Annotated in this window: 17 protein-coding genes; 5 read left to right on the plus strand and 12 right to left on the minus strand. The window is 64.8% G+C overall.

Translation table 11 applies throughout. From position 1 onward, the window contains the following. The first annotated feature begins 65 nt into the window (after positions 1 to 65). Genes FBZ93_RS17255 through FBZ93_RS17265 form a run of 3 tightly spaced genes read left to right on the plus strand, consistent with a single transcriptional unit; the run spans position 66 to position 4,624 of the window. Positions 66 to 2,390, plus strand: a complete 2,325-nt coding sequence (locus FBZ93_RS17255; RefSeq protein WP_146987424.1) for a TonB-dependent siderophore receptor — start codon at positions 66 to 68, stop codon at positions 2,388 to 2,390. A 1-nt stretch (position 2,391) separates the two neighbouring features. Continuing rightward, on the plus strand, positions 2,392 to 3,417 hold the full coding sequence (locus FBZ93_RS17260) for an extracellular solute-binding protein (protein WP_146987113.1): 1,026 nt from the start codon (positions 2,392 to 2,394) through the stop codon (positions 3,415 to 3,417). Continuing rightward, the gene (locus FBZ93_RS17265; protein ID WP_146987114.1) at positions 3,410 to 4,624 is read left to right on the plus strand and encodes a PepSY-associated TM helix domain-containing protein; all 1,215 of its coding nucleotides are present in this window, start codon (positions 3,410 to 3,412) and stop codon (positions 4,622 to 4,624) included. Before FBZ93_RS17260 ends, FBZ93_RS17265 begins: the two co-directional genes overlap by 8 nt. Before the next feature lie 342 nt (positions 4,625 to 4,966). Here FBZ93_RS17265 and FBZ93_RS17270 read toward each other — a convergent pair whose 3' ends face one another. Then, positions 4,967 to 6,604, minus strand: a complete 1,638-nt coding sequence (locus FBZ93_RS17270; RefSeq protein WP_146987115.1) for an isocitrate lyase — start codon at positions 6,602 to 6,604, stop codon at positions 4,967 to 4,969. A gap of 146 nt (positions 6,605 to 6,750) precedes the next feature. Between FBZ93_RS17270 and FBZ93_RS17275 the strand changes: the two genes are divergently transcribed. Further along, complete coding sequence (locus FBZ93_RS17275) at positions 6,751 to 8,187, plus strand: helix-turn-helix domain-containing protein (RefSeq protein ID WP_074125890.1); 1,437 nt, start codon at positions 6,751 to 6,753, stop codon at positions 8,185 to 8,187. 9 nt (positions 8,188 to 8,196) lie between these two features. Here the strand turns inward: FBZ93_RS17275 and serA are convergent, their stop codons facing one another. The 3 genes from serA to FBZ93_RS17290 all read right to left on the minus strand — a co-directional run bounded on the left by serA (position 8,197) and on the right by FBZ93_RS17290 (position 10,540). Beyond that, positions 8,197 to 9,450 carry a phosphoglycerate dehydrogenase gene (gene serA, locus FBZ93_RS17280; RefSeq protein ID WP_146987116.1) on the minus strand — a complete coding sequence of 418 codons (1,254 nt, stop codon included), beginning with the start codon at positions 9,448 to 9,450 and terminating at the stop codon, positions 8,197 to 8,199. 278 nt (positions 9,451 to 9,728) lie between these two features. Continuing rightward, positions 9,729 to 10,088: a BA14K family protein gene (locus FBZ93_RS17285; RefSeq protein ID WP_246667528.1), complete on the minus strand. Its 360-nt coding sequence runs from the start codon at positions 10,086 to 10,088 to the stop codon at positions 9,729 to 9,731. Between the two features lie 155 nt (positions 10,089 to 10,243). Further along, positions 10,244 to 10,540: a hypothetical protein gene (locus tag FBZ93_RS17290; RefSeq protein ID WP_246667529.1), complete on the minus strand. Its 297-nt coding sequence runs from the start codon at positions 10,538 to 10,540 to the stop codon at positions 10,244 to 10,246. Between the two features lie 535 nt (positions 10,541 to 11,075). Between FBZ93_RS17290 and FBZ93_RS17295 the strand changes: the two genes are divergently transcribed. Beyond that, positions 11,076 to 12,074 (plus strand): AraC family transcriptional regulator, encoded by a 999-nt coding sequence (locus FBZ93_RS17295; protein WP_246667530.1) that lies wholly within the window; start codon positions 11,076 to 11,078, stop codon positions 12,072 to 12,074. A gap of 28 nt (positions 12,075 to 12,102) precedes the next feature. Here FBZ93_RS17295 and FBZ93_RS17300 read toward each other — a convergent pair whose 3' ends face one another. From FBZ93_RS17300 to deoC, 8 genes are all read right to left on the minus strand, one after another. Further along, positions 12,103 to 13,194, minus strand: a complete 1,092-nt coding sequence (locus FBZ93_RS17300; protein ID WP_146987118.1) for an ABC transporter ATP-binding protein — start codon at positions 13,192 to 13,194, stop codon at positions 12,103 to 12,105. 84 nt (positions 13,195 to 13,278) lie between these two features. Beyond that, positions 13,279 to 14,739, minus strand: a complete 1,461-nt coding sequence (locus FBZ93_RS17305) for an extracellular solute-binding protein (RefSeq protein WP_146987119.1) — start codon at positions 14,737 to 14,739, stop codon at positions 13,279 to 13,281. Between the two features lie 27 nt (positions 14,740 to 14,766). After that, a complete protein-coding gene (locus FBZ93_RS17310; RefSeq protein WP_146987120.1) occupies positions 14,767 to 15,804 on the minus strand; it encodes a carbohydrate ABC transporter permease in 1,038 nt (345 codons plus the stop codon). Further along, positions 15,801 to 16,676, minus strand: a complete 876-nt coding sequence (locus FBZ93_RS17315) for a carbohydrate ABC transporter permease (protein ID WP_146987121.1) — start codon at positions 16,674 to 16,676, stop codon at positions 15,801 to 15,803. Before FBZ93_RS17315 ends, FBZ93_RS17310 begins: the two co-directional genes overlap by 4 nt. 7 nt (positions 16,677 to 16,683) lie before the next feature. Continuing rightward, a complete protein-coding gene (gene rbsK / locus FBZ93_RS17320; RefSeq protein ID WP_146987122.1) occupies positions 16,684 to 17,607 on the minus strand; it encodes a ribokinase in 924 nt (307 codons plus the stop codon). A gap of 4 nt (positions 17,608 to 17,611) precedes the next feature. Next, the gene (locus FBZ93_RS17325) at positions 17,612 to 18,067 is read right to left on the minus strand and encodes an RbsD/FucU family protein (protein ID WP_146987123.1); all 456 of its coding nucleotides are present in this window, start codon (positions 18,065 to 18,067) and stop codon (positions 17,612 to 17,614) included. A gap of 144 nt (positions 18,068 to 18,211) precedes the next feature. Further along, positions 18,212 to 20,596, minus strand: coding sequence for an aldehyde dehydrogenase family protein (locus FBZ93_RS17330; protein WP_146987124.1), 2,385 nt, complete (start codon positions 20,594 to 20,596; stop codon positions 18,212 to 18,214). Between the two features lie 10 nt (positions 20,597 to 20,606). Further along, positions 20,607 to 21,632, minus strand: coding sequence for a deoxyribose-phosphate aldolase (deoC, locus tag FBZ93_RS17335; protein WP_433995419.1), 1,026 nt, complete (start codon positions 21,630 to 21,632; stop codon positions 20,607 to 20,609). Positions 21,633 to 21,715: the final 83 nt, after the last annotated feature.

Genomic DNA, 21,715 nt, shown 5'->3' on the forward strand with positions numbered 1-21,715 from the left:
CGCGCGCCGACTGCTAGAGGCGCGGCGTGAATGAGTTCGCGTGAATCGGAAGTCCAAGAGTGCCTGTGAATGCTGATCGCCGGGTTGTCGGCGACCGTCGAAATGCCGCCGACAAGGGCCGCACCCACCTGCTGATCGGCGCAGCGTTCCTGCTCGCCGACGTTTCCTCCGCAGTAACGCCGGCAAGCGCCCAATCGAGCGTCGCCTTGCCGCCGGTCACGGTCGAGCAGCCCACGCCGAAGCGCAAGCCGGCCACCAGTTCGGCGAAGCCGGCGCAACGAATGCAGGCGGCGGCCGCGGCGCGGCAGCGCAGCCGAAATACCCAGCCGACCGCATCGGAGCGCGCCGCAGCCAGCGCCGCCGCGCTGAACGAAGCCAAGCTCGGCTATCGCGCGATGCCGAACTCGACCACCTTGCGCAGCGGCGCCTCGCCGCTCGACACCGCGCAGACGGTCAACGTCGTGCCGGAACAGGTCCTCAGGGATCAGCTGCCGCGCAACCTCGACGACGCGCTGGCGAATGTCAGCGGCGTCACCCAGGGCAACACGCTGGCAGGAACCCAGGATGCCGTGATGCGCCGCGGCTTCGGTGACAACCGCGACGGCTCGATCATGCGCAACGGCATGCCGCTGGTGCAGGGCCGCAGCCTCAACGCCGCGGTCGAAAGCGTCGAGGTTCTGAAGGGCCCCGCGTCACTGCTCTACGGCATCATGGATCCCGGCGGGATCGTCAACACGATCAGCAAACGCCCCGAGCTCTACCAGCACGGCTCGGTGACCCTGCTCGGCTCGACCTACGCCAACAACAAGAACGGCGCCGACGGCACCATCGACATCACAGGCCCGATCGGCAATGGCGGCCTCGCCTATCGCTTCATCGGCTATGGCGTGAGCGAGGACTATTGGCGCAATTTCGGACGCCATCGCGAGATGCTGGTCGCGCCGTCACTGGCCTGGTACGGCGACAACACCACCGTCCAGCTCAACTATGAGCACCGCGAATTCATCGCGCCGTTCGACCGCGGCACCGCTTTCGATTCCGTGACCAAGGCGCCGCTTGCGATCCCCGCGACACGCCGGCTCGACGAGCCCTTCAACAACATGTGGGGAACCTCCGACCTGATGCAGGCCTCGGTCGAGCACCGGCTGAACCAGGACTGGAAGCTGTTCGCGGCCTACAGCTACAACACAGAGACCTTCAGCGCCAACCAGCTCCGCATCACCGGCATCAACAGCAAGACCGGCGTCGAGACCCGCAGCAATGACGGCACGCAGGGTTCACTCAGCAATGCGAGCTACGGCACCTCCTATCTGCAGGGCAATGTCTGGCTCGGCGGGTTCCGCAACGAGGTGCTGTTCGGCGGCGACGGCCAGTACCGCACGATCTACCGCGACAATCTGATCCGTCAGGCGACGCCAAGCTTCAACTTCTACAATCCGGTCTATGGGCTGATCTCGCCGGGCATCACGGTATCGGCCAGCGACAGCGCGCAGACCGACAAGCTCGGCCAGTGGTCGGTGTTCTTCCAGGATACGCTGCATCTGACCGAGCGCTTCGCGCTGGTCGGCGGCGTGCGCTACATGGACTACGACCAGATCGCCGGCAGGGGCCGGCCGTTCATCACCAACACCAACGTGTCGGCGGACAAGGCGCTGCCACTCGGCGGCGCCATCCTCAAGCTCACCGACCAGGTCTCGCTCTATGCGAGCTACACGCAGTCGCTGAAACCGACCTCGACCATCGCGCCGCTCACCGGCGGCGTCGTGATCGGCTCCAACATCGCGCCCGAAGAGGGCACCCAGTGGGAGACCGGCGTCAAGTTCGACTTCAACAAGCGGATCTCCGGCACGCTTGCGCTCTACGACATCGAGAAGAAGAACGTGCTGGTTTCGCAGCTCAACCCCGCAACCGCTATCGTCGAGTACCGCACCGCAGGCAAGGTTCGCTCGCGCGGCGTCGAGCTCGATGTCACCGGCAGACTGACCGACAGCTGGAGCATGATCGGAAGCTACGGCTATACCGATGCACGGGTCACCGAGGATCCGACGCTCGCCGGCAACGCGCTGCAGAACGTCGCCCTCAACACCGCCTCGCTCTATCTGGTCTATGACTTCGGCACCGCCCTGCCCGGCCGCCTGCGTCTCGGCGGCGGCGCGCGCTATGTCGGCGACCGGCCCGGCGACGCCGCGAACAGCTTCGTGCTGCCGGCGTACACCGTTGCGGATGCATTTGCGACCTACGAGACCAAGGTTCAGACCTTCCCGGTGATCTACCAGTTCAACGTCAAGAACCTGTTCGACACCGTCTACTATCCATCCGCCAACAACATCCTGACGGTGGCGATGGGCGATGCGCGGCGCTTCTCGCTCTCGGCGACGGTGAAATTCTAGTATGGGCGCGGCGCGGACAGCGATCGGACTGCTCGCCGCCATGGCCGCGACCGCTTTCGCCTGCACTGCGGTGTGCGCTGACGAGCTCACGCTGTACTCGACCCGCGAAGCCAATCTGGTCGAACCCGTCATCGCGGCCTTCACCGCAGCGAGCGGCACCAAGGTCAGGACCGTCTTTGTCGAGGACAGCCTGGTCAAGCGCCTGACGTCGGAGGGCAACGATTCACCCGCAGACGTCCTCCTCACCATCGGTCTCGACAAGACGACGCAGCTTGTCACGCGCGGGCTGACGCAGCCGCTTGCATCTCCAGTGCTCGACCGGGCGGTCCCGGCGAACCTGCGCGGTGGCGGCGGCCAGTGGATCGCGCTCGCCGTCCGTCCACGCGTGGTGTTCGCACGCAACGACAGCTCCCTCGCCGCGATCAACTATGAGGAACTCACCGATCCCAAATGGCGCGGCAAGCTGTGCATGCGGCCGGCCTTGCACCAGAACAATGTCGCGCTGATCGCAGCCTTCCTCGCGCATCACGAGGCGGATGCGACGGAGAGCTGGCTCGCCGGGCTGAAGGGTAATCTCACTCACAAGCCGACCGGCAAGGACAACGACGTGGTCCGCGAGATCGCGGAAGGACGCTGCGAGATCGGGATCGGCAACACGGTCGCGCTCGCGCAGCTTCGCGACGGCCGCGAAGGCAATGATTGGCGCACGTGGGCGGACGCCGTGAAGGCCGTGCCGACCGCGTTCACGGGCGGCAGCAGCCACGTCAATCTGACCGGCGCGGCAATTGCCCGGCACGCACCGCATCCTGCCGCGGCCCGCGCCTTCCTCGAATTCCTCGTCACGCCCGAAGCCCAGACCATCTTTGCCGCCGCCGAGCTGGAATATCCCGTACTTGCGACCGCAAAGCGGCCGCCAATCGTCGAGGGACTCGGATCGTTTCCCGCCGATCCGCTGCCCATCGACGAGATCGCCGCGCATCAAGCGGCCGCAATCGCCCTGATCCGAAAGGCCGGCTTCGATGAGTGACGTCCGACGCCCGATCAAGGCCGCGCTGTTGCAGGTCCACTCCATCGCAGGCCTTGCGCTGGCGCTGCTCTGGGCCGTGATCGGCCTCACCGGCGCGACGATGGCGTTCGAAGATGAGATCGAGGCCAGCCTGAACAGCCAGATGATGCGCGTCGACGCCAGCGCGGCCCGGCGGCTGACACCGGATGAGCTGGTCGCGCGGCTTCAAGCCGCGGGCGAATTCGGCAAGGTCTCGGCCGTGACGATGGCGAGCGACCCGTCAGCGGCCGTACGCATCCGCTTCGCCCGCAGCGACGGCGGCGCGCGGCCGTCGTCGGTCTATGTCGATCCCTATGACGGACACGTACTCGGTTCGCCGCGCGGCGAGGACTTCTTCGCGACCGTGCGCAAGCTGCATCGCTGGCTGCTGCTGCCTGGTGACGGCAATGGCATGGGCCGCAAGATCACCGGCACGGCCGCGATCTGCCTGATCGTGATGCTGATCACCGGCCTCGTGCTGCGCTGGCCGCATCGCGCGCGCAGCGTGAAGATGTGGCTGAAGCCAAATCTCGGCCTGCGCGGGCGCGGCCTGCACCGCTCGCTGCATGCCGTGATCGGCACCTGGGTGCTGCCGGTCTATCTGGTGATGACGCTGACCGGCCTGTGGTATTCGTTCGAATGGTACAAGGCCGGCGCCAACTGGCTGCTGGCGCGGCCGCAGGCCACGACAGCGGCGATGCAGCCGAAACCACCGCGCGGCGCGTCGGCTGTCGAGACCAAGAGTGAAGCAAGGGCGGAAGCGAAGACCGAGGCAACACCGCTCGTGTTCGATCACGTCTGGTCAGCGTTCCTGCAGCAGGAGAACAACGATTACGGTAGGGCTCTCCTGACCCTGCCGGCCGGCGCCGGCACGGCAGTGCGCGTGCGGTCCTGGCCGCGGGATTCGTCGCTCGAGAGCGTGCGCGACGAATTCCGCATCGATGCCGTCACCGGGCGCGTCATCTCGTCGGACCGCTACGCGGACAAGACGGTTGGCGAGCGCGTCCTTGCCGGCGTGCTCGACATCCACCGCGGCGCCATCCTGGGATGGCCCGGCAAGCTCGCCTTCATGCTGGCCGCGGCCATGACGCCGCTGTTCGCCGTGACCGGCCTGCTGCTCTATCTGTCCCGCCGCCGGCACCGGCGCCTCGCGCGGCCGCCAGTCGCTCACCTCGTGCCGGGTGAATGACCCTCATGTCGCGAGAGGGCGAATGCCGTGACTCATAGATCGTGGAAAAACATTTGCTGTCGTCCCTGCGAAAGCAGGGACCCATAACCACAGATGCCGATCGTTGCGCGACGACGGAACGACGGGTCCCGATCACGACAACCGCCGCGGCGTATGGGTCCCTGCTTTCGCAGGGACGACAGTGGTGAATGCTGCCGCGGACACAGACTAAACGATTTTGCAAAACGTTGCGGGGCGATCTCGACCGCGTCACCGTGGTCGAAATCGCCCCGCCAAACGACGAACAGGCGGGACTGCCTCGCAATCCCGCCTGTCCGCCGATATCTTGATCCGTTCGAGCGATTAGCCGAACTGGTTCATCGTGTTGTGGGCGCCGCCCGCCTTGAGGGCAGCCTCACCGGCGAAGTATTCCTTGTGGTCGTCGCCGATGTCGGAGCCCGCCATGTTCTGATGCTTGGCGCAGGCGATGCCCTGACGGATCTCCGCGCGCTGCACGTTCTTGACGTAGCCCAGCATGCCCTGCTCGCCGAAATACTCCTTCGCGAGATTGTCGGTCGACAGCGCCGCCGTGTGATAGGTCGGCAACGTGATCAGATGGTGGAAGATGCCGGCCCGCTTGGCCGAATCCGCCTGGAAGGTACGGATGCGCTCGTCGGCTTCGATCGCCAGCGGCGTCTCGTCGTATTCCGGCTTCATCAGCTCGGCACGGTTGTACTTGCTGACATCCTGGCCGGCTTCCTTCATCGCATCGTAGACCTGCCAACGGAAGTTGATCGTCCAGTTGAACGACGGCGAGTTGTTGTAGGCGAGCTTCGCGTTCGGAATGACCTTGCGGATGCGGTCGACCATCGAGGCGATCTGCTCGATATGCGGCTTCTCGGTCTCGATCCAGAGCAGGTCGGCGCCGTTCTGCAGCGAGGTGATGCAGTCGAGCACGCAGCGATCCGCACCGGTGCCGGGACGGAACTGGTAGAGGTTGCTGGGCAGCCGCTTCGGACGCATCATCTTGCCGTTCTGGTTGATGATGACGTCGCCATTGCGCGCGTTCGCAGCCGTCACTTCCTCGCAATCGAGGAAGCTGTTGTACTGGTCGCCGAGGTCGCCGGGCTTGTGGCTGACGGCGATCTGCTGGGTCAGGCCGGCGCCGAGCGAGTCGGTACGGGTCACGATGATGCCGTCCTCGACGCCGAGCTCGAGGAACGCATGGCGGCAGGCGCGGATCTTCGCGATGAACACCTCATGCGGCACGGTCACCTTGCCGTCCTGGTGGCCGCACTGCTTCTCGTCGGAAACCTGATTCTCGATCTGCAGGGCGCAGGCACCCGCCTCGATCATCTTCTTGGCGAGCAGATAGGTCGCTTCCGCGTTGCCGAAGCCGGCGTCGATGTCGGCGATGACAGGCACGACGTGGGTCTGGAAGTTGTCGATCTTCTCGATCAGCGCCTTTTCCTTGGCCTTGTCGCCTTCCTTGCGCGCCGCATCGAGCGCGCGGAAGATGTCGTTGAGCTCGCGAGAATCCGCCTGACGCAGGAAGGTGTAGAGCTCCTCGATCAGCGCCGGCACCGAGGTCTTCTCGTGCATCGACTGATCAGGCAGCGGTCCGAATTCGGAGCGCAGCGCGGCGATCATCCAGCCGGAGAGGTAGAGGTAACGGCGGTCGGTGTTGCCGAAGTGCTTCTTGACCGAGATCAGCTTCTGCTGGGCGATGAAGCCGTGCCAGCAGCCGAGCGACTGGGTGTACTTGGTGCTGTCGGCGTCATAGGCGGCCATGTCGGCGCGCATCAGCGCAGCCGTGTAGCGGGCGACATCCAGACCAGTCTTGAAGCGGTTCTGCAGGCGCATGCGCGCCACGGCTTCGGCGGTGACGCCGTTCCAGGTGTCCTTGGTCTTGAGGAGCGCTTCGGCCGCCTCAATCTCGCTCTGATACGAAGCCGGTCCCTGGATGGCCCGGTCGCTGATCCCGCGCGGTTGGAAGTTCATGTCCGTGATCCCTTCGGTGACGAAATAACTGCACCGTTTGTGACGCTTGGCGGCGTTGGGAGCTAGACCTGGCGCGGAAAGCTTGTCATAACTTACAAGAAACCGTTGTATTGTTGTAATAACCTTACATTGGCATGGATGAGGCTATGGTAACCTCAAGCGCCCGTTCCGTTTTCATGGGCCCGCGACTGCGGCGGCTGCGGCGCGACCTCGGGCTGACCCAGGCGGACATGGCCGCCGATCTCGAAATCTCGGCCCCCTATGTCGCGCTGCTGGAACGGAACCAGCGGCCGGTGACGGCGGATATGCTGCTTCGGCTGGCCCGCACCTACAAGATCGATCTGGCCGATCTCGCCGGCGACGGCGGCGCCGATCACACCGCGCGCATGCAGTCGGTTCTGAAGGAACCGATGTTTGCCGACATCGACATCCCGACGCTCGAGGTCAGCGACCTCGCGGTCAGCTATCCCGGCATGACCGAGGCGTTCCTTCGCCTCTACACCGCCTATCGCGAAGAGCAACTGGCGCTCGCGGAGCGGCGCGCGCCGGACCTTGCGGGTGCCGCCTTGCTACCGGGTGAGAACTTCGACGCCAACGATCCCGTCGCGGAAGTCCGGCGATTCCTCGCCGCGCGCCGCAACAATTTCGCCAACCTCGACGATGCCGCCGAGCGTCTCGTCCATGAACCGGCCGGACCGGCGGGATTCATCGAGCGGCTTCGCGAACGTCACAAGCTCCAGGTCCGTTATCTGCCGCCGAACGTCATGCTCGGCTCGGTCAGGCGACTGGATATGCATCGCAGACAACTGCTGCTCGAGGACTCGCTCGATACCGCAGGTCTCAATTTCCAGCTCGCCAAGCAACTCGCCTATCTGGAACTCGAAGGCGAGATCAGCGCGGCGGTGGAAGACGGCAAGTTCAGCAGCAAGAGCGCCGAGCTGCTGGCCCGCCGCGCGCTCGCAGCCTATGCCGCGGCCGCGCTCATCATGCCGTACTCCGTGTTCGCGAAGGCGGTCGAGACGCGTCGTTACGATCTCGAGGCGCTGGCCCGTCAATTCGGCACCAGCTTCGAGCAGACCGCGCATCGCGTCACGACGCTGCAGCGGCCGGGCCTCGAGAAGGTGCCGTTCTTCCTGATCCGGGTCGATCCGGCCGGCAACATTTCCAAGCTGCTCGACGGTGCCGGCTTCCCGTTCGCAAAGCACGGCGGCGCCTGCCCGCTGTGGTCGGTCCACGACATCTTCAAGACGCCGCGCCAGATCGTCACGCAATGGCTGGAATTGCCCGACGGACAGCGGTTTTTCTCGATCGCCCGCACGGTGACCGCCGGCGGCGGCGCGTTCGGCGCCATCCGCGTCGAGCGGGCGATCGCGATCGGCTGCGCTGCCGAGCACGCGGGCCAGCTGATCTACACGCGCGATGGACAGGGGCCGAACGCCGATGAGCCGACCCCGATCGGCGTCGCTTGCCGGGTCTGTCATCGTCCGCGATGCGCGGCGCGATCGGCTCCTCCAATCGGGCGCGAGATTCTTCCCGACGATTTCAGAACCTCGAGCGTGCCGTTCGGCTTCTCGGCCGATTGACGCAGTCGATCACCCCTGCGGCCGGTTCTGGTCGTACAGCACCCGCGCACGGATGGTGCCGTCGATGTCTTTCAGGTCGGCCAGGAGCGCCTCGCCCTCGCCGCCGACAACGTCGGTCTCGAGCACGACATAGCCGACTTCCGGATCGGTCTGCAGATACTGCGCCAGGATGTTGATGCCGTGCCGGGAGAGTGCGTCGTTGACCTGGCGCATGACGCCGGGAACGTTGCGGTGAACATGGATGAACCGGGTGCCGGTCGGTCGCGCAGGCAATTGCACCTGCGGGAAATTGACCGCGCCGAAGGTCGACCCGACGTCGGAATAATCGATCAGCTTGCGTGCGACCTCACCGCCGATGCGATCCTGCGCTTCCTCGGTCGAACCGCCGACATGCGGCGTCAGGATGACATTGGGGAGCCCCTGCAGCGGCGAGACGAAGCGCGCTTCGTTCGAGACCGGTTCGACCGGAAACACGTCGACCGCGGCACCGGCCAGGCGGTTCTCACGCAATGCGCTCGCCAGCGCGTCGAGATCGACCACCGTGCCGCGCGAGTTGTTGATCAGATACGCCTCGGGCTTCATCAGCCGAAGCTGGGCCACGCCAATCATGTTGGCGGTAGCGGGCGTCTCCGGCACGTGCAGCGATACGACGTCGCTGGCCGCGAGCAGCTCGTCGAGCGTATCGACCGGCTCGGTATTGCCGTGACGCAGCTTGTCGGTGTGATCAAAATAGATCACGCGCATGCCCATCGCTTCCGCGAGGTTCGACAGCTGGGAGCCGATGTTGCCGTAGCCGACGATGCCGAGCGTCTTGCCGCGCACCTCGCGGCTGCCTTCGGCGGACTTGTCCCAGCCGCCGCCGTGTGCGGAGACCGAGCGCGGAAAGATCCGGCGGAACAGCATGACGATCTCGGCAATGGTCAGCTCGGCCACGCTGCGGGTGTTGGAGTATGGCGCATTGAATACCGGGATTCCGAGCTTTCGCGCGGCGTCGAGATCCACCTGATTGGTGCCGACCGAAAAGCAGCCGACGACGAGCAACCGGTCGGCAGCCTCCAGGATTTCCGCGGTCAACTGGGTCCGCGACCGAATTCCCAGCATATGGATGCCCGACAGCGCCTGCCTGAGGTCTTTCGGTCCGAGCGCCTTGGGCAGACGTTGCAGCTCGGTATAGCCGTTCGCCTCGAACATCCGGACCGCGGAATCGTTCACGCCCTCCAGCAGCAGCACGCGTATTTTTGTCTTGGGAAGCGACAACATCATCAAGATCCAGGCTCGTAGGTTCGGCAGGTCATACACGAACGCAGTTTCGACGGATCAGGTGATAACATAGAAAGCAATCGCGTCAGAAGCGGCCGTCAGCGGCCTGCCCCGCGATTTCCGGTCAAGCCCCCCTCGATCCGCGCATCCAGCCCCAGGGCGGGAACCGATTCAGCCAAATATCTTGCTCGATTCTCGGGCAGAGGCTCCATTCTGCCCCGGGCGGTCGAACGCCTGCTCCAGCTCACCGGCCAGAGCAGGCGCGGCTGCATCTCAAACGCTTACTGGCAGGGATAGCGCCGGCCGTCCTTGGCCTGGAACGTATTCGACGCCGGATCGTATGAGCGATAGCGCTGGGCGCAGGACGCCGCGTGCTGCTGGGCGGCCGCAGCTTCCTGCTGCGCAGCCGCGTTGGCGGCGCCAGCTGCGATGACGCCGCCGATGAGGCCGCCGACCAGTCCGCCGACAGCAGCGCCGCCATCGCAGTTCCCGTAGCGGCACCAGACCTTCTCGGTCACTGCCGGCGCTGCCGCCGCAACACCCGCACCGTGCTGCAGCGGAGCCGAGATAGCGGAGGCGGAAAACATCATAACGCCGGTGGTGGCCGTCAAAACAACTTTCAGAAAGCGAGCCCTACGCATCATATCTCCTGCTTCATTGCTGCGGGCGCAGGCCGGCACCTGCGTCCTGATTCCCTCAACATGGATGGGCTCGTCTGGTCCCGGACCGGACGACACCCGGACACGCGCGGCCGGTTACAATTCGCGCGTCAGCCTGCTTCACGGATGGGCGGAGTTCATTGGCCGGCTGCGTTCACGACGCGGCAGAGGTTATCGCCGACACCCGGAGCCAGCTGTCCCGGAGGCAAGATGAAGGTCGCATCGACGCGGCTGCCCTTGCCGTCCTTGCGGACGACGACCTGCAACGTTTGTGGCCGGCCGGATCCGGTGGTCTCCTGCTGAACGGTCAGCGTGCCGAGCTTCTTGTCGACGTTCACACCAACGAAACCCTCCGCCAGGACGGCGCGGGACACCTTGTCGAGGGCAGTAGCGGGATTGACCGATGGGAAGATCATCCAGGTCTTGTGCGTCATACCCGTGACCATGGGAACGCCGGTGCTCTGGACGTGATCTGCGCAACCATCGGCCAGCGCAGGTATGGACGAAAGAACCGTGAGCGCGAATACGCAAGTTATCCTTGTAAGCATGCTTTCATAACCCGTTTGAGTAGGCCCGCAGCATTTAGGCCAAATGGGCTATGAGTCCATGGACGCCATCGCATTCTGGATGGATGCATTCGGATTTCGGCTAGCGTGACCGGTTGCGTGCGGAGCCACGCTCGCTGGTATTCTGGAACGCCAGCACCGCGATAGGCGTGACCTCAGCGAGGACGCTCGAGGCGAGCGAATTGGATCAAATCTTACCTTTCGCTGCTCGATCTTCGCGATCCGGATATCCTGTTCGGAAATTGGATATCGAGCGAGAAGAAAAAGAGAACGCGACCTGATTTCCCCTAGGCTGTGTTAGGATGACCGTGCGGTTTGTGCGTGTGGCAGACGTCTCAAGGGATGGCTACCCCCCGGTCTGATCGATCGGGTCACTTAGCGCACAGCAATTGGTTAGGATTTGATGGTCGAAGACATACTCGTTGCAGCTCCCACACGATCGGGCTCTTCGTTTGAAGAACTCCTTGAAATGCTCAGACCGCACGGGATCAGCGCCCACTCCCCCCTGCAGCCCGACCAATCGTTTCGTTGGCATGCGGATATTGCAATTGGCGCGGAGATTGACGTCGTACGGGCGGACCTCTCTGCGGGCTGGGATTGGCGCTACTCATACGAGGACTCTGCCGGAGAACTCGCAATAGGTCTGCTGAATGCCGGCAAGGCCGAGACGCTCATTGCGGGAAAGAGCGTCGAGCGAACCCCGTCCGAGATCGCCATCGTCCCCCTCCCGACGATGCAGGCGCAGCGTGTCGAAGCGGTCGATGGACGATACTCAAGCGTAACGCTTACCCTGCATACGGGCATCGTCTCGAAGGTGCTGTCCGCAACATTCGGGAGCGCAGCGCTCGAAGATCTCAATTTGATGCCCATCGTCGACTTGTCGACCGGGGCCGGGCAGACGCTGCTCCAGCTCGTTCGTACCAGCGCGACCGGTCTTTATGACGGCACCCTGGCGCGCTCTCCAAAAGCCAGCGCGCTGTTGTCCGAGGCCACGATACAGCTCATCCTTGAGAACGTCCCGCATCGGCTGAGCGACCGGTTGAACCGCCACCCGCTGGATGCGCCGCCGCGCTACATCAGGCGGGCTGTCGACTATATGCGGGCCAATCCCCATCTGCCGCTGACGATATCGGATATTGCCGCGACGGTCGGCGTCAGCAGCCGGCTGCTGCAATTGGGCTTCCGCAAAATTCACGGCACGACGCCGGTCGCCTATTTGCGACAAGTTCGGCTGGAGGCGATCCACCATGAACTATCGCGACCCGAAAACCTGCTTCCGGTCAGCGAAGTTGCGCTGAAGTGGGGCTTTACCCATATGGGCCGGTTTGCCGCGGTGTACCGCTCGGCATTCGGCCTGTATCCGTCCGATACCGTCCGGCGAGCCCGGGGGTTCTGCGGCTAAGCAGGCGGTTGTCGAGCACTCCGGAAGATCAGCAAATCGCCATCCCTGACGCCTTGTCGAACAGATGCGTGCGCTCGAGGTCGAGCGCGACGTCGATGAACTGATCCGGCTCGGCGGCGACACCGACCGGCATTTGCGCGGTGAACGCGAATGCGCCGACGGTTCCGATCACCAGCGTGTGCGGCCCGAGCGGCTCCACGTCCTTCACAAATATGCGGATGGAAGAACCTGCCGGCGCGCCTTCGCGCAACACATGATCGGGCCGCACCCCAAGGACCACGGGCTTGCCGACGCTGCCCGTGTAGGCCGCCTCACGCGACTTCGGCACGCGCAACGCCGTGCCCGACGGCTCGGTGAAGGTGAGCGCGCCGTCGCGGGCTGTGATCTCGCCATGGATGAAGTTCATGCTCGGTGCGCCCATAAAGCCCGCGACGAAGAGATTACTGGGCTTCTCGTAGATCGTGATCGGATCGGCCGCCTGCTCGATCCGGCCCTTGTTCATCACCACGACGCGGTCGGCCATCGTCATGGCTTCGACCTGGTCGTGGGTCACATAAACGATCGTCTTGGCGAGGCGGCGGTGCAGCGCCTTGATCTCGGTCCGCATCTCGATGCGCAGCTTGGCGTCGAGATTGGACAATGGCTCGTCGAACAGGAACACATCCGGGCTGCGCACGATGGCGCGGCCGATCGCGACGCGCTGGCGCTGTCCGCCGGAAAGCTGCTTCGGCCGGCGCTGCAGATATTGCTCGAGGTCGAGCACGCGCGCCACGTCACCCACGGCCTTGTCGATGCTGGCGCGCTGCTCACCCCGCACCTTCATGCCGTAGCCGATGTTCTCGGCGACCGTCATGTGCGGATAGAGCGCGTAGTTCTGGAACACCATCGCGCAGTTGCGCAAGCCCGGGCGCAACTGCGTCACGTCGCGGTTGCCGATGCGGATGGTTCCGCTGGTGACGGCCTCCAGCCCCGCAACCATGCGCAACGTCGTGGTCTTGCCGCAGCCGGACGGGCCGACCAGCACGACAAACTCCTCGTCGGCCACCTTGAGGTCGAGCCCTTCAATGATCTTGTAGGGCCCGTATGCCTTGCTGACGTTCTCGATCTTGACGTGCGCCATGGAATCCTTTTCCGTCCCTTCGTCGACGGCTAGTCAAAATCCCGGATGACACGCGCGCATCATCCGGGATGTCTCGGTTGAGAGCTAGTTCTTCGGCGGCAGGCCCATCGCCGCGCGATAGGCCGCGAGCTGCTTGGCCCGGCCGAACTCGTCGGTCAGGCGATTCCACTCCTTCGCCATCGCGTCGAGCGCCGCCTGCGGCGTGGTCTGGCCGGCCAGCGCCTTGCCCAGCTCGATCTCCACCACCTCGGTATAGGAGAAATAGCCGGGCAGACGCATGTCGAGCGCGACGTTCTTGGCATTAATGGAGTCCGATTGCGCGCCGAGATATTCCTTGGCCTCTTCCGGCGAGAAGATCTTGCTCCACAGTTGCAGGTTGGCGGTGTGCGATTTGCGATAGGGATTGACGCCGCTGCCGCCGGTGATCGCCGCCTGCCCGGACACCTCGGGGCTGGTCAGCGTCTTGACGAAGTCCCACGCCGCCTTCTGGTTCTTGCCGGCCTTCGGCACCGCGATCTGCCAGCCGCCGAACGCCATGAACGGGCCCGGAAGCACGCTCGGGAATTTATCCCACTTCTTGGTCTTGGCGTTCCAGATCTCGTCCGAGCCAGGCAGCATCGCCGAGCCGACCTTGCCCGAGATCTTCGACTGCTTCGGGTCGGCGGCGATGACGCCGGTGTCGCCCCAGCCGATCGATTCCGCGACCTGGCCGCCGGCGACCGCCGCGTTCACCTCGCCGAACGAGAAGTTCAGCGCGTTGGGCGGCCCGAGCTTCGAGGCCCGGATGTATTCCTCGAGCCCCTTCACCCAGCCCGGATTGTTGATCTGCGCGTCCATCGTCTCGGGATCGAAGAACATCGCGCCCGGATAGTTCGGATTGTTGGCGTAGGCCGCCGCGTGGCTGAAGAAGAACCAGAACTGCTGGCCGCCGCGACGGAACGCTTCCGCCGTGCCCCACAGGCCCTTGTCGGGCCGCTGGAAGAACTCCGCAATGTCGAGATACTGCTTCCAGGTCTTCGGCGGCGCGAGGTCGTAACCGTATTTGGCCTTGAACGCGTCCTTCTCCTTGGGATCGCTGAACAGGTCGGTGCGGTACGTATAAGTGTGGACGTCGCCGTCCATCGATTGCGAGTAGATCTTGCCTTCCCACACCATCAGGCGTTCGCGATAGGCCGGCTCGATATCGTCCCAGTCCTTGCCGGACTGCATCTCCTTCGGCATCTCGCTGAGATAGGGGACGAAGTCCGGCAGCCAGGCCGGCGCGAAGCTGACGAGGTCGAACGTCGCGTCCGACGCCGTCAGCGATGTCGCGATCTTCGGATAGAGCTCGGACCAGGGAAACTCGACGACATTGACCTTGCCGCAGGTCTTCTTGGCCCATTCATCCGCGCCGAGCTTGAGCGCGGAGGCGATATACGGTCCGGTCTGCGACGCCACCGTCAAGGTGACGCCGGTGTAATCCGGACTACAGGCAGCGTTCGCCTGGCTCGCAACGCCCGCGATCGCGAGCGAGGTGGTCAACATCAGGAACGTCCGTCGCAACATCGTCTAGTCCTCCCTACAAAGTTTTTGCTATTTGATGGCCCCGAGCAGCAGGCCCGACTGCATCATCCGGCTGAGCAGGCCCGCCATGATCATCATGGGAACGATGGCGACGAGCGCCGCGGCCGAGATCGCCCACCATTCGTCGCCGCGCTGGCTGTTCTGTCCCGCCACCAGAATGGGCAGCGTCTGCCATCTCGAATTGGTCAGGAACAGCGCGAACAGAAACTCGTTCCAGACGAAGGCCAGCGTGATCATGAACGTCGCCAGCAGCCCGTTCATCGACATCGGCACCACAATGCCGATGAAGATGCGCCAGCTCGGCACGTTGTCGACCATCGCGGCTTCCTCGACCTCGATCGGGATCGCCTCGAAGAAGTCTCGCATCAGCCAGACCACGATCGGCAGCGAGAATGCGACGTAGCACAGCGTCAGGCCGACATAGCTGTCGATGAGCTGGAAACCCAGCCGGCCGATCTCGCTGTAGAGCAGATACAGCGCGAAGGCCGTGACGATCGGCGGAAACATGCGCTGGCTCACGAACCAGAACAGGATGTCCTCATTGCCGAGGATCGGTCCGGGCAGCGGCAGGCGATTGGCGACGACGGCTGCGATCAGCGCGATCGGAAAGGCGAGCAGAAGTGCCTGCGGGCGGGTCAATCCGAACGTCGCGTTGAAGAGCAGGTAGAAGCCGAGCGCGAGCAGGAAGAACACCAGGCCCGCACCGAACCGGACCTTGAACTCGAACCGCACCAGCGCATAGGCCGCCATCGCACCGATCGCGGTGGCGATCGCCGCCGCCGATAGGCCGACGATGGTCGAGTTCAGGAAGGTACGGAAGAACTCGCCGCGGATCCCCTGATAGAGATCGATGAAGGGCTGCAGGGTCGGCGTGAAGTCGATGAACGGCAGATAGGTCGGCCCGCCGACGACGCCCGGCGGCGTCTTGAACGCGGTCACGACCACCCAATACAGCGGAAACACCGTGATCAGGCACCAGGCGAGAACGCCGACCGCGACCAGCCGGCGGCTCCATGGCGACAGTCCGGTCAAGCCCTGTCCGCTCATCGGCGCTTCTCCAGATGCGGCCGCAGCAGCGCCAGATAGGTGACGCCGATGATCGTGATCGCGATCAGGAACAGGAAGCTGAGTGCCGACGTGTAGCCGAGATTGAACTTCTTGAAGCCTTCCTGATAGGCGAACAGCGTCAGCGTCTCGGTGTCGACGCCCGGCCCGCCGCCCGTCATCACGAACACCGTGTCCATGATCTTGTAGCTCTCGATCAGGCGGATGAAGACGACCGCGGCCGAGATCGGCAGCATCATCGGAAAGGTGATGCCCCAGAACTGCTGCCAGGCGCTGGCATTCTCCAATTCGGCGGCCTCGTAGACATCTTCGGGAAGCGTTTGCAGGCCGGCCAGCATCATCAGGATAACGAACGGCGTCCATTGCCAGACCTCGACCGCAATGATGCAGGCGAGTGCCCAATGTCCATTGGTGAGGAACGGCAGATTGACCAGGCCGAACTTCGACAGGAACTGGTTGAGCGGTCCCATGGTCGGGTTGAACATCATGCGCGCCACCAGCGCGACCGCCACCGGCGCCAGCAGCATCGGCAGCAGCAAGGCGACCCGAAACAGCCGCTCGCCCGGCACGCGCGCGTTGAGCGCCAGCGCAACGCCGAACCCAATCGCGTATTGCAGGGCGACCGCGATGAAGGCGATCAACGTCGTCGTGAAGAGCGCACTCCAGAACCGCGGCTCCTGCAACAGCGTCGCATAATTGCCGAGCCAGACGACGCGCGGCGGGATCGGTGGAATCAGGCGATAGCTGAGGAAGCTCGTGGTGAGCGAATAGATCAACGGAAAGATCGAGATCGCCAGCACGACGAGCACCGCCGGCCAGATGAAGACATGCTTGATCGGATCGTTCCGCATCATCGCGCGATCATCCCTTCAGCAGCGCTTCAATCTCTGCACGCTGCGGCATTGCGGGCGCGGTGCCCGGCCGGGTCACCGAGATTCCCGCGGTGGCCGAACCGAAGCGCGCAGCCTCGAGCGGATCGACACCGTCCGCGAGCGCCGCCGCGAAGCCGCCGACGAAGGCATCGCCCGCACCGGTGGTTTCGACCACCTTGCCGGCGGCAAACGGCGGCACATGCAGCGAGCGATCCCGCGAATGGAACAGCGCGCCGCGCTCGCCAAGCGTGATCAGCGCGGTGCCGGCGCCTTTCGCCAGCAACGCATCGCCGGCCCGTCGGGCGCCGGCGAGGTCGCCGACCGCGATCCCGGTCAGCGCTTCGGCTTCGGTCTCGTTGGGGACGACATAATCGCACAGCGCAAACAAGCCAGCGTCGAACTTGATCGCCGGCGCCGGATTGAACACCGTGATGCTGCCGGCGGCGCGCGCGATCTCGAGCCCTCGAAATGCCGCATCGACCGGCTGTTCGAGCTGCGTCACGAACACGCTGGAGTTACGAATGGCGTCCGCCACCGCATCGACATCGGCCGGGCTGATCCCGCCCGCCGCGCCCGGCACCACGATGATCGCGTTGTCGCCGCGCGTCTCGTGGACGTAGATGAACGCCGCGCCGGTCGGCGCGTCCGCCGTTTTCGCCACGCGCGGCCGGATTCCCTCGGCCTCCCAGGTCTTGACCGCAAGCTCGCCGAAGGCGTCGCTGCCGATCCGCGAGATGAAGCTCACGCTGGCGCCGGCCCTTGCTGCCGCGACAGCCTGGTTGGATCCCTTGCCGCCGGGGCCCATGGCGAATCCCGATCCGGCGATGGTCTCGCCGATCGCCGGCATGTTGCCGGCGCGGAATGCGAGGTCGACGACGAACACGCCGAGGACGGCGACGCCATTCTTGCTCATCTCGTCACTCCCCGTCCGGCGCGATGACGCCCTTGGTGAGCAGGAAGCAGCCGTAGAACCGGCGCTCACCGGTCGCGATCACGCAATAGGCCGTCTTGGCCTTCTCGTAAAAAGCATGGCGCTCGACGCCGACCAGCGGCCAGGATCGTCCCTCGGCGTGGTCGATCGCGGCCTGCACCTCGCGCTGCACGGGAGGTACTTCCTGCGGCTGGCCGACAATCTCCATGCGGCTCGCGGCATCGTCGACGAAGGTATCGAGCGGCATCACCGAGAGCACGGCTTCGACCGCCTTGGCGGCGCTCACATTGTCGATGCGCAGCAACTTGCCAAGCGCGGTCTGGCGCGCGATCGAGTCGGCCGGAAAATTGGTGTCGCACACCACCAGGCGATCACCGTGCCCCATCGCCCGCAGGGCATAGAGCACGTCGGCATTGAGCAGCGGATTGATGCCCTTGAGCATGTTGCGTCCCTCCCTCGTCTTCAAAATCGCCGGACTCTGACGGTCCGGATTCCCCACCGATATCACCGCAAGATGACGTCGCTCGATTCCAGTTTTGACACGTTTTCCTCACGCGAACCGGTACCCACTTCGCTCGGAAACGCTCTAGTCGCCATACGGAATCCAGATGTTCTTCACCTGCACGGCATGGCGAAGCAGGATCGGGCCCTCGCTCGCGGCCTTGTCGTACCAGTCGAGCGCGAGGCCGTGATCGACCAGCGTCCGCTTGAGATTTCCGATCGAGAGACGCTCGGCGGCCGCCGACGCGTCCTGCGATCCGAACGCCCAGAGCGCGTCGACATCGTCGTGCTCGGCAAGCACCTTGACCAGTTCGCCGCGATCGCCGGTGACGATGTTGACGACGCCACCCGGCACATCAGACGTCTCGAGCACCTGGTAGAAATCGGTCGCAGCGAGCGGATGCCGCTCGCTCGGCACGGCGACCACCCGGTTGCCCATCGCGACCAGCGGCGCCACCAGGCTGATGAAGGCGAGCAGCGGCGCCTCGTCGGGACAGGCGACACCGACCACGCCGATCGGCTCGTGCATCGCGAGCGCCACGCCGCGCAGCGGCGGCGCGTGCACGGATCCCTCGAATTTATCGGCCCAGGCGCCATAACTGAACAGCCGCTCGATACTCGCATCGACTTCCCCGCGCGCCTTTGCCGACGAGACGCCGGTCATGTCGGCGATGCGGCGGGTGAACTCGTCGCCGCGCGCCGACAGATTCTCGGCAAGGTAGTAGAGGATCTGGGCGCGATTATGCGCCGTCGCCCGCGCCCATGATTCGGCGGCGCGCGCCGCGGCCACCGCATTGCGGATATCCTTGCGATTGCCCTCACCGGCTTCGCCGAGGCGCCGGCCCTTTGGCGACAGCACCGCGCGCGAATAATTGCCGTCCGGACGGACCTGCTTGCCGCCGACGAACAGTTTTGCCGTTCGATCGATCGGCGGCACGTCGAATCCAGCGCTGGCGCCGGACGCAATCGGCAGCGGCGACGCCTTGGGCCGCGCCTTGCGCCCACTCCAGGCCTTCGGCTTGAGATATTCGACCATGCCTTCGCGGCCGCCCTCGCGGCCGAAGCCGGACTCGCGATAGCCGCCGAAACCGACGCTGGCGTCGAACAGGTTGGTGGCGTTGACCCAGACTACCCCGGCCAGCAGCTTCGGCGCGATGTCGAGCGCAAGACCAATCGTCTCGCTCCACACGCTGGCGGCAAGGCCGTAGCGCGTGTTGTTGGCGAGCATGACGGCCTCGTCGGGCGTGCGGAACGTCATCGCAACCAGGACCGGACCGAAGATCTCCTCGGTCGCAACCGTCGAGGACGGATGCACGTTCCAGAGCAGCGTCGGCGGATAGAAACATCCCTCCGCCGGCATCGCGCCGGGCGTCTGATATTTCTCGGCGCCTTCCTTCACGCCGGTCTCGACCAGCGCCTTGATCCGCTCGAGCTGCACCGGGGCTACCACCGCGCCCATGTCGATCGCCTTGTCGAGCGGCATGCCGACGCGAAGCGTCGACATGCGGCGGATCAGGCGCCTGCGGAAGGTCTCCGCAATCCCCTCCTGCAGCAGCAGCCGCGATCCGGCGCAGCAGACCTGACCCTGGTTGAACCAGATCGCATCGACCACGCCTTCCACCGCGCCATCGATGTCGGCATCGTCGAACACGATGAACGGCGACTTGCCGCCGAGTTCGAGCGTCAGCGATTTGCCGGTGCCTGCGGTCGTCTGACGGATCAGCCGTCCGACCTCGGTCGATCCAGTAAAGGCGATCTTGTCGACGGGACTTTCGACCAGCAACGCACCGGTCGCGCCATCGCCGGTGACGACGTTCAGCACGCCCGGCGGCAGGCCGGCCTCGGCCGAGAGTTCGGCGAACAGCAGCGCGGTGAGCGAGGTGAACTCCGCCGGCTTCAGCACCACCGTATTGCCGGCGGCAAGTGCCGGCGCGATCTTCCAGGCCAGCATCAGCAGCGGGAAATTCCACGGGATGATCTGCCCGATCACGCCGATCGGCACCTGATCGGCGAATTCCCGCTCCTGCAACTGCGCCCAGCCGGCGTGATAGTAGAAATGGCGCGCGGCGAGCGGCACGTCGAGATCGCGGGTCTCGCGGATCGGCTTGCCGTTGTCGATCGCCTCCAGCACGGCGAACAGCCGGGCGTGACGCTGCAGCATGCGCGCCAGTGCATAGAGATGACGCGCGCGGCCGTGACCGCCAAGCTTGGCCCACGCAACCTGCGCGGTGCGCGCGGCGTGGACCGCCGCCTCGACGTCGGCAGCCGCACCCTGCGCAATGCGCGCCAGCGCCTTGCCGGTGGCGGGCTCGATCGTGGTGAGGTGCTTGCCCGCATGCGGCGCGGTGAACTTGCCGGCGATGAAATGCCCGAACGTGGCGCCGTGCCGCGCCAGCCAGGCGCGCGCCTCGCCGTCCGCCTCGGGCGCGGGGCCGTACTCCATGGTCTCGAAATAATTTGCGACGCTCATCGCTGGAGTCTCATCCCACGGGGTGGCGGTTGAAAGCCGAATAGTGGCCGGTCACGTGATGCTCGAGCTGCCGCTCGATATCGGCAAGCAGGCTGGAGGCGCCGATGCGGAACAGATCCGGCTCGAGCCAGTCGCGTCCCAGTTCCTCTTTCATCAGGAACTGATAGTTGAGCACGTCCTTTGCCGTCGAGATTCCGCCGGCCGGCTTGAAGCCGATCTTGAAGCCGGTGCGCTCCTGGTAGACACGGATCATCCGCAGCATCGCCAGCGTCACCGGCAGCGTGGCATTGACGCCTTCCTTGCCGGTCGAGGTCTTGATGAAATCGGCACCGGCCATCATGCAGACCATCGATGCCTTGGCGACATTGCGCAACGTCTTGAGATCGCCGGTCGCCAGGATCGTCTTCAGATGCGCGTTGTCGCAGACGGCGCGGAAATCCTGGACCTCGGCGTAAAGCGTCCGCCAGTCGCCGGTCAGCACATGCTCGCGCGTGATGACGATGTCGATCTCCTTCGCGCCGTCGCGCACCGATGCCTCGATCTCCTTCAGCTTCAGTTCGTGGGGGATCAGCCCCGCCGGGAATCCGGTCGAGACCGCAGCGACCGGGATGCCGGATCCAGCGAGCGCTTCGACGGCCGTGCGGACGAACCGATGGTAGACACAGACCGCGCCGGTATGCAGCTCGCGCCCGGCAAAGCCAAGCCGCTCGAGAAGGTCGCCGCGCACGGGCGCCTTGGCCTTGGCGCAGAGGCGCTTCACCCGCTCGGTCGTATCGTCGCCGTTGAGCGTCGTGAGGTCGATGCAGGTGATCGCCTTGAGCAGCCACGCCGCCTGCGCGTCCTTCTTGACCGTACGACGGCCCGGCAGGCTCGCGACCCGCCGTTCGGCGGCCGACAGATTGATCCTGATCTCGTCGACCCAATCCAGATCGAGCGCGCGGCCGCTGTTGCGCGCGAGCTGCTGCGGATGCCCGCCGGGGGAAGACGGCAGCGCGGTCAATACGGACGGATTCTGGATGAAGACGCTCTGCGTCATGGAAGCGCCGTGCGGTCCTAGCGAATCGACGAGATCGGCAGATAGACTGAATGTGTCGATCGCAACATGTGATCCTCCCCTGA

This window comes from Bradyrhizobium macuxiense, from assembly GCF_007993935.1.
GTDB classification, from domain to species: Bacteria; Pseudomonadota; Alphaproteobacteria; order Rhizobiales; family Xanthobacteraceae; genus Bradyrhizobium; species Bradyrhizobium macuxiense_A.